At 36.1% G+C, this 3080-nt stretch carries 2 protein-coding genes and 1 pseudogene; 1 reads left to right on the top strand and 2 read right to left on the bottom strand.

Annotated elements, in window-relative coordinates:
- Nucleotides 1–1899, top strand: a pseudogene (locus tag A9Q93_RS00335) (hypothetical protein); the annotation flags it as partial.
- 7 nt (nt 1900–1906) lie between these two features.
- Here A9Q93_RS00335 and A9Q93_RS00330 read toward each other — a convergent pair.
- Together A9Q93_RS00330 and A9Q93_RS00325 are read right to left on the bottom strand one after the other, a co-directional pair.
- Nucleotides 1907–2452, bottom strand: coding sequence for a TlpA disulfide reductase family protein (locus A9Q93_RS00330; RefSeq protein ID WP_303685376.1), 546 nt, complete (start codon nt 2450–2452; stop codon nt 1907–1909).
- Between the two features lie 133 nt (nt 2453–2585).
- A partial coding sequence (locus A9Q93_RS00325) for a magnesium chelatase domain-containing protein (protein WP_303685375.1) occupies nt 2586–3080 on the bottom strand: 495 nt, incomplete at its 5' end.

The raw sequence follows: 3080 nt of genomic DNA, 5'->3' as shown, positions 1-3080 counted from the left end.
ACAACTACTATTAATACAGAGCTTGCTGCGAGTAATAAGGATTTAAATAAATTCTCTAGTAAAGACGATGATGACAACAAAGGCGTCGCTGCAAAACTTGCTGTGCAACAAGAGTTGCTAAAAAAAGATACACTTCAATCCTTAAATGCGACCGTAAATATGGATTACATTCAAGAAGACTTCAGGAATGTAGAGCGTGTTTATAACATAGAATTTAATCGAGATTGGAATATTGACACCACTCAAGGCAGCCAGTTATTCACCACTTTAGGACTTAATTATGTGAAGGATTCTACACTTATCACTTCGTACAATTTTGAACATTTAAAGTTCACCGATTTCTACAAAGGTAATAGACATGTATTGGCTGGAATTTATCAAGATAGTTTATGGCAGGCTCGCTTTCGCGGAAGCGTACTAACCACAAAATCCATTGATCAAGAATCAGATTTCAGTAGATTAAATGCTGATGTGCTTAGAAAAATAAACAAGTATTACACTGGCACAAGAGTAGAGAGCGAAAGTAACCAGCAAAAAATCACTGCCACCGATGAGTTTACAGGATTGTCTCAAAAGTTTGCTAGTTATGAAGTATATGCTGGTCGCGGTGATACAACCACGACTTTTGTAGAGTTGGGTTATAGATATCGAGTGAATGATAGCTTGCGGGATGGTGATCTGGTACGTGTAAATTCCTCAAATAATTACTACATCAGGTCACAACCCATTAAAAATAAGGTGAGTAATTTGCGTGTTTATGCCAATTATAGAAAGCTTAAAAGTGAGTTAGATGGGTTTGAGGATGAAGTTTCTTTTAACTCTAGGATTCAATACAAGCGTAAAATTTACGCTGGTAAAATTTTATGGAATACCACTTATGAAACTAATAGTGCTCGTATTCCTAGACAGGATTTTACTTATGTCGCGGTTAATCCAGGTCAGGGAACATTTACATGGATCGATTATAATGATGATGGGATTCAAGACCTTAACGAATTTGAAGTGGCACAATTTCAGGATCAAGCGAGTTTTGTGAGGATCTTACTGCCTAATCAAGTTTTCCTGCCCACGCACCAAAATAAGTTTTCTCAAACGCTGACAATCAACCCAATATCTTGGTCCAAAGAAACTGGTTATAAAAAAGTACTTTCTAAGTTTTATAACCAGACGAGTTATTTAATCGATAGGATGGTGGAGCGAGAAGGAGAGAACTTTAGTATCAATCCATTTGCAAGTAGTGATAATCAATTAGGATTAAACTCAAGTTTTAGAAACAGTTTATTCTTTAATCGAGGCAAGCAATTTTTCACAACTAATTATACTTATCTCAGTACTGCAAATGAAAATCTACAAAGTATAGGAAGTATTTCTAACGAAATAAAAAGTCATCAGTTGCGATTTTTACATAAAATCAGAGATACTTGGCTGGTTACCTTAAACGCTCAAACTGGTCTAAATGCAAGTACAAGTGAAAATTTTACCAATCGTAATTTTGAAATAGAAGACCTTCTTTTAAGGCCACAAATCTCTTACCTTTTTGATAATAGCAATAGATTGGAATTGTTTTATGAATATCAAAACAAAGAAAATCAGCTTAATGAAATTGCAACTTTAAGCCAGCAAAACATAGGGATTCTTTGGGCTTTTAATAAATCTCAAAAATATGCGGTAAATGGTGAGATCAAATATGTTAAAAACGATTTTGAAGGCCAGGCTTTTTCTCCAGTAGGTTTTCAAATGCTAGAAGGATTGCAGCCAGGAACTAACTTTACTTGGAATGTTTTGTATCAAAAAAACATTACCAAATTTCTAGATCTCAATCTTAGTTACAGCGGCCGCAGCAGTGAAACCGCAAGAACAGTCCATACCGGCAATGTGCAGTTAAAGGCTTTTTTCTAAAGAGTATTTAATCTATCGCAAGAAATGCATCAATAGTTGTTTCTAGATCTTTCTCACTAGGTCTTCTTGCATTATCATCAATAAGGCGACCGTTTTTATCAAACAACATATACCTAGGAATAGAGCTTACGTTATTGTCTTGAAACAACTTGGCTTTAGGATAATTGCGAGCAAGGAAACTGTTGTCAATTAGGTTAAATTGTTTTGCAGATCGCTCCCATTTACCGGTATCTTGATCAATAGAAATAAATAGGAATGTGATATCCTTTCCTTTGTATTTTTCTTGTAGCTTCTCAGAGAAAGGCATCATAGCTTTACAAGGTCCACACCAGCTTGCCCATATATCAAGGTAAACGAGTTTGCCTTTATTTTCTTCAAGAATCTGATCGAGATTATAATAGTTGTCTTCAAAATCAGTAAGGTGTACGATTTCATTACTAGAAATATCGGCTTCAGCAAATTTGATTTGTTGCTTTACTTCAGGTTTTTCAGCTGTTTTTTCTCCACAACTGGTCATTAAAACAGCCGCTAAAAGTATAATTATCGTTCTCATTATTTTTTTAATTTTCAAACTTATCCTTAGGGCAAGACCTCACAGGTTATCCCAAGGCTTGTTTTATTCAACTTCGATTTCAAGTTCGAGTTCGAGTTCGAGTTCGAGTTCGAGTTCGAGTTCGTTTCACCTTTTAAGAGAACAAATATCTTACTAAATCTTCAATTTTAGAAAAGGCTTGCACTTCAGTACCTAGATTTTTAAAGTTTTGTTTTCCCGGAGCGATGAACACTTTGTCAAAACCTAATTTTGCTACTTCGTTCACACGTTGTTCCATACGACTTACTGGCCTGATCTCGCCTCCTAGACCTACCTCTGCACTAAAACAATGTTGAGAAGATAATTCTATATCAAAGTTAGAAGATAGAATGGCAGCGACTACGGCAAGATCTATAGCAGGATCATCTACCGTGATTCCTCCAGTGATATTGAGAAAGACATCTTTCTGGCCTAGTTTAAATCCAGCCCTTTTTTCAAGAACTGCCAGAATCATATTGAGTCTTTTGAGATTGTAGCCTGTTGCACTGCGTTGAGGTGTTCCATAGACCGCAGTACTTACTAGCGCTTGTACTTCTATCATCAACGGTCGCATACCTTCCATAGTCGCAGCTATAGCCGTACCACTTAA

Source organism: Nonlabens dokdonensis (assembly GCF_002162835.1).
Classification (GTDB): Bacteria; Bacteroidota; Bacteroidia; order Flavobacteriales; family Flavobacteriaceae; genus Nonlabens; species Nonlabens dokdonensis_B.
This window is presented reverse-complemented; position numbering and strand designations above follow the sequence as displayed.